8 protein-coding genes and 1 pseudogene are annotated in these 5,294 nt (G+C 48.9%); 7 read left to right on the plus strand and 2 right to left on the minus strand.

Annotated elements, in window-relative coordinates; all coding sequences use genetic code 11:
• Window positions 1-686, plus strand: a 686-nt coding sequence (locus tag RMO84_RS16715) for a phosphoribulokinase (RefSeq protein ID WP_310489568.1), incomplete at its 5' end; no start/stop codon positions are given.
• Between the two features lie 63 nt (window positions 687-749).
• Here the strand turns inward: RMO84_RS16715 and RMO84_RS16720 are convergent.
• Window positions 750-1,223: a hypothetical protein gene (locus RMO84_RS16720; RefSeq protein WP_310489569.1), complete on the minus strand. Its 474-nt coding sequence runs from the start codon at window positions 1,221-1,223 to the stop codon at window positions 750-752.
• A gap of 190 nt (window positions 1,224-1,413) precedes the next feature.
• Between RMO84_RS16720 and RMO84_RS16725 the strand changes: the two genes are divergently transcribed.
• The 5 genes from RMO84_RS16725 to RMO84_RS16745 all read left to right on the plus strand — a co-directional run bounded on the left by RMO84_RS16725 (window position 1,414) and on the right by RMO84_RS16745 (window position 4,576).
• Window positions 1,414-2,433 carry an ABC transporter ATP-binding protein gene (locus RMO84_RS16725; RefSeq protein ID WP_310489575.1) on the plus strand — a complete coding sequence of 340 codons (1,020 nt, stop codon included), beginning with the start codon at window positions 1,414-1,416 and terminating at the stop codon, window positions 2,431-2,433.
• Between the two features lie 20 nt (window positions 2,434-2,453).
• Window positions 2,454-2,702: a transporter suffix domain-containing protein gene (locus tag RMO84_RS16730; RefSeq protein WP_310489570.1), complete on the plus strand. Its 249-nt coding sequence runs from the start codon at window positions 2,454-2,456 to the stop codon at window positions 2,700-2,702.
• 35 nt (window positions 2,703-2,737) lie between these two features.
• Window positions 2,738-3,631 (plus strand): ABC transporter permease, encoded by an 894-nt coding sequence (locus tag RMO84_RS16735; RefSeq protein WP_310489571.1) that lies wholly within the window; start codon window positions 2,738-2,740, stop codon window positions 3,629-3,631.
• A gap of 104 nt (window positions 3,632-3,735) precedes the next feature.
• A complete protein-coding gene (locus RMO84_RS16740) occupies window positions 3,736-4,086 on the plus strand; it encodes a hypothetical protein (protein ID WP_310489572.1) in 351 nt (116 codons plus the stop codon).
• A gap of 97 nt (window positions 4,087-4,183) precedes the next feature.
• Window positions 4,184-4,576 (plus strand): hypothetical protein, encoded by a 393-nt coding sequence (locus RMO84_RS16745; protein ID WP_310489573.1) that lies wholly within the window; start codon window positions 4,184-4,186, stop codon window positions 4,574-4,576.
• Window positions 4,577-4,802: 226 nt separating this feature from the next.
• Here RMO84_RS16745 and RMO84_RS16750 read toward each other — a convergent pair whose 3' ends face one another.
• Complete coding sequence (locus RMO84_RS16750; protein ID WP_310489574.1) at window positions 4,803-4,982, minus strand: hypothetical protein; 180 nt, start codon at window positions 4,980-4,982, stop codon at window positions 4,803-4,805.
• 39 nt (window positions 4,983-5,021) lie between these two features.
• Here RMO84_RS16750 and RMO84_RS16755 point away from each other — a divergent pair.
• Window positions 5,022-5,294: pseudogene (locus RMO84_RS16755) on the plus strand (hypothetical protein); the annotation flags it as partial.

Consider the following 5,294-nt stretch of genomic DNA (forward strand, 5'->3'; position numbering starts at 1 on the left):
AGCCAATTTACAGTCACAAAACGGGTACTTTTGAGGCACCGCAATATATCAAGCCCAATCGGTTCGTTATCGTTGAAGGTTTGCTCGGCTACTCCACCGCAGCAGCGCGCGATTGTTATGATGTGAAGGCTTATCTGGCACCGCCGGAGTCGCTGCGCGCGGTGTGGAAGATCCAACGCGATACGATCAAGCGCGGCTATACCGAAGCCCAAGTTGTGGCCGAACTCCAAAAACGCGAATCAGATTCGGAGCAATTTATTCGTCCCCAACGGCAGTGGGCGGATGTTGTGGTCAGTTTTTACCCGCCCGCAACTGAAGATCGCGATAAATCCCTCCTCGATGTGCGGCTGGTGCTCAGACCGACAATTCCGCACCCCGACCTCAGCCAAGTTATCGATTCCGCCCAGAGTCAATCGGCAATTCGGTGGCAACTCGATCGTGATATGGGCAAGCCAGTCGATGTGCTAGAAATCGATAGTCATGCGACCAGCGAGAAAATAAATCTGTTGGAGCAGATGATTTGTAACGATATGCCCGATCTCCATCGTGTCTGCAATCGCGAAGTTAACCCCGATTTGGGTAAAGTCACTGGCACGACTGGCGAACTCCTCCAAAGTTATCCACTGGCACTGACTCAGCTTTTAATTACCTATTACATGCTCAAGGCTACTCAAGAAGTATTGTGATGTAGCGATCGACTAAATGAAAACTTCGATCGCAAAAGAAGGATTTGTGAAGCGGATTTGGTATCAGTTGGTGATGAGTTCGTTCGATCTAATAGAGTAGTCTTGAAGGGTTGCGGCATCGCTAGAAACCATAAAGCTGAATGTCTCGATGCCAGTACCCTTCTCGAAATCAGTTTTGTAGGTGAGTACAACCCTCTGCCTGCCGCCACTGAAATCGTGGACGGTCGATCCGCTCTGGGTCGCGCTCTTAACTGAGCCGAGCTGGCGACGGACAGACTGAAATAACTTCATGAAGTCGGTTTCTGTGAGGTAAACTCCAGCATCAGGCTTGACATTAGAGTACATTTCCGAGAACTCAGAGTTGTTAAACTGCTGGTGAAATGTTTCTACGGACTTTGTGGAGACATCATTACCGTTAGTTAATCCACACGCGGTTAGCATCGTGACGGTGGCGATGGCCAGAGCTGCACGCCGCCATGTCTGCTGGGAATTTGGAATGCGATTTCGACAAGCAGTAAGAAATTGGATCGGTGTCATAACTACTACCGGGGTAACTTGGGCAACTCCAAGTAATTATTCCCAAAACTCGATGACGATCTCGATCGATTAAAAATGATCCCGACTGGGAGCGGAAATTGTTAACATAGAGGGTAGTGATGAAACTGCGATTGCCCATTGGGAAGCGCGAGTCTCATTACCAAATTGTCCATAATCAGCAGGATAGATGATGGCAGCAGCAGTAACTATTCAAAATCTGTCCAAGAGCTATGGCACCGTCCCAGCGGTCAAAGATGTATCTTTTCAAGTCGAGCGCGGCCAAATCTTCGGTTTGCTCGGCCCCAATGGTGCGGGCAAAACCACGACAATTCGCTGCTTGTGTACCCTCACTAAGCCCGATAGCGGCTCGATCGAGATCGGGGATATTTCCGTCATCGACCAGCCGCGCGAAGCCCGGAAGCGGATCGGGTATATCGCTCAAGAAGTCGCTCTCGACCCGATCCTGACGGGGCGAGAATTGCTCGAACTTCAGGCGGCACTCTATCATATTCCGAAGGTCGAAGCTCGGCAGCGGATCGAAGTCCTGCTCGAATTGCTGGATCTACACAGCTATGCCGATAAGAAGACTGGCAGCTACTCTGGCGGTCTCAAACGCCGCATCGACCTAGCGGCGGGACTATTGCACCAGCCGGAAGTCCTAGTCCTCGACGAGCCTACCGTCGGACTGGATATCGAGAGTCGTATGGTAGTTTGGGACTTCTTGCGCCAACTGCGCGCCAGCGGCACGACGATTTTACTTACCAGTCATTATCTCGAAGAAGTTGATGCGTTAGCCGATCGCGTGGGGATTATCGATCGCGGTTTAGTCATTGCTGAAGGTACGCCCTCCGAGCTGAAAAATCAGTTAGGTGGCGATCGGATCGTGTTGCGGATTCGAGAGTTTACGCCTCTATTAGAAGCCGAACGCGCCCAGCAAATGCTCGGTGAATTGCCCTTCGTCCAAGAAGCGAGCATTAATGCGACGGCAGCCAACTCGCTCAACTTAGTCGTCACGCCGGATCGCGATGTATTGATGACGATCCAGCAATCTTTGCAGACGGCTGGTTTGCCGATCTTCGGGATCTCCCAATCGCGTCCGAGCTTAGATGATGTCTATCTAGCTGCTACTGGCAAAACCCTGCTAGATGCCGAACTGGCTGCGGCGGGCAGTCGGGATCTCAAAGCCGAGAAAAAACAACGGATGCGCTAGGGATCGAAATTGCCATGGGGATGAGAGCTAATTCTAAACTAGGAGTACTGCTGGTACTCATCTCTGGCCTCCTGTGGGTTGCCGTCTTAGCCGTCCCCTTCCTGGCTGTCACCGTCGCCACTAAAGCGGCGATCGTCACCAGTCTCATCGTTACTAGTGAAGTGGCTTTCTGGCTGGGCATCTTGCTCGCAGGTAAAGAACTCGCCCAACGTTACCGACGCATGTTAAATCCCTATTACTGGTGGCAACGAGTTACCAACCGTCACTAGGCGATCGATCTTTGTTCATTCCCCATTACCTTCCTATGAGCGGTACCATCGATACTTCCAACTCTGTCAGCTTACAGCCGAACGATCGTCTGCGATCGCCACAACCATTATCATCAAATGGGTTAGCGGACTTTGTCCAGGAAACCCTCGCCCTAACGAAGCGGCTGTTTATTCAGCTCCAGCGGCGACCTTCGACGCTGCTTGCGGGAATCGTTCAGCCGTTAATGTTCTTGGTGCTCTTTGGCGCGTTATTCAAAAATGCCCCCCAAGGAATGATGGGTAACGATCTGAGCTACGGCCAGTTCTTGGGTGCGGGGTTGATCGTCTTTACGGCCTTTGTAGGAGCCTTAAATGCGGGATTGCCAGTGATGTTCGATCGCGAGTTTGGTTTTCTCAATCGGTTACTCGTCGCGCCGTTAGCCTCACGTTACTCGATCGTTGCTGCTTCGGCGATTTATATCGTCGCGCTAAGTTTGTTGCAAACTGCTGCAATTATCGGCGTCAATGGGCTGATGGGTGCGGGCTTGCCGAGCGTGGCTGGTTTGGTCGTAATTGCCACAATCCTGTTGTTGCTGATCTTGGGCGTTACTGCATTGAGTTTGGGTTTGACTTTTGCCTTGCCCGGACACATCGAACTGATTGCGGTGATTTTTGTCGTGAATTTACCGCTGCTGTTTGCCAGTACCGCACTCGCGCCCCTAACATTCATGCCGGGATGGCTGCAAATTATTGCCGCGCTCAATCCGCTCACCTATGCGATCGAACCAATTCGCTATCTCTACAATCACGCCGAATGGGATCTGGCGAGTATCGTTCTCCAGTCGCCGTGGGGAGCGGTGTCTTTTGGCACCTCTCTGCTAATTTTAGTCGGTTTTGCTGGATTGACCCTCGCCGCGATTCAACCCCTGTTAAAACGGCGATTAGCCTAGCCTGAGGAACTATTTAGGGATCTTGGATATCCTTATTGATAGATCCCGATCGCGCAAATAGTCGTTATTATCGCAATATTCCACCTATTTATTAGTTATTAACCATGAACAGATTCATTACCCCTGCTAGCCTATTATTGGGATTATCGATCGCCCTCGCCCCGACGATCGCCTCAGCTCAATACAATAATGGTTTTGGTAATAGTGGCGACAACCGCGATCCGTTTAGTCGCGCCTCTGGCGGCGATACATCTGGCTTGATGGAACTAATCAACAGATCCCAACTCAACGGTCAGAGCAATCCTAATTACAACAGAGATCGCCAAGAAGAACTCAATTCTGCTAGTAGCGATTTCCGCGCGCGTCAAATCCAATCCTTGCGCGATCGCAACAAGAAAGCTCCCGTTACTAATGTTCAACCGAAGTCTCCGCTACCTAAATCGGTGACTAAATAATTGGCACCAAAATTGGCCTAACATTTAGCGATCGTGCGGAATTAGCTCTAGATCGAGTGTAGGTAATAGTACTTTTACGCCTATGCTCGATCGTCTAATGAAACGAATCTATTTGACTGCTATATTACTCTCGATCGGACTAGCAACACCTTTATGTAATTTGGCAATTTTCCCAATCAAAGCAATTGCCGCAGAGAATGACGTTACTGGTTGCTATCGAGATTCACAATGGCAAATTACGGTTTACCGTCAGAATGGTAGCTATTACTATTACGGAAAACAAAATGAAACCCAAGCAGAGCTGCGACTAGCTAATGCTCGCATCACAACAGATGGGGTGCGTCGAATTTACACTTGGAGTAATCGGGGCACTCGCTATCAAGTTGTGTGGCAACGTCGAGATCCAGATTTTATCCGCGTTCGAGTAGTAAACCCAGCCGGTCAAGAAATGCTAAATCGCCTCATTCCTTCCGGGACAGAATGTGATTGATGTCAGCTCTAGCTATAAAAGCAGCAAAATATTTTAAAGAATCAGGGCTAAACATTAAAACTAAATTTTAGTTCTTTAAAACCCATTCAAATAATCTAGTGCGAAAACCAGAGATATAGCAGTCGCCAAGTTCGTTAGGGCGTTTTTTTAGATTAACTTCGCATCACTAGCGGCGATTTCAATAGCTGTGTCCTAACAGCATTAGCGGTTGCTACAATTGCCAAAATTAGCGTTTGGTAATCAAGACACTGTAGATGAAGAAAGTGGCGATCGCTAGTACCATCAATCCTAGTAAAATCGAACCAGGTAAAAAAGTCACGATCCCAAAACCGCGTAGCAAATAAATCAAGATGCTCAGACCTAGAGTACTGCTAAACAGATAGGCAAACTTCTGAGTTAACGGCATATAATAACGATCTGGTTGTAAATTTTAGTTAGCATTTTAATGAGTCTCGATCGCCCAAATCTGATATCTTTTCAATCACTCCGCCGCATTTTGCTGAGCGTGTTGACCGCCTTTATCCTGCTCAAGCTAGTTTCTTCACTAGTAGGTACATTCGATCGACCCCAGATCCAAGGCAAATTCGAGCTGTATCAAACCAATCTCGTACTCGTCGCATCCGAGTGGAAACCGACAGAAGATCTCGAAGGATTGGGGGCATTGCAGACATCGATCGTCGGTACGGATATCCTTAAAGCTGCCACTCAACAGTATCAA

It is taken from the genome of Chamaesiphon sp. VAR_69_metabat_338 (assembly GCF_031423935.1).
Lineage (GTDB): Bacteria > Cyanobacteriota > Cyanobacteriia > Cyanobacteriales > Chamaesiphonaceae > Chamaesiphon.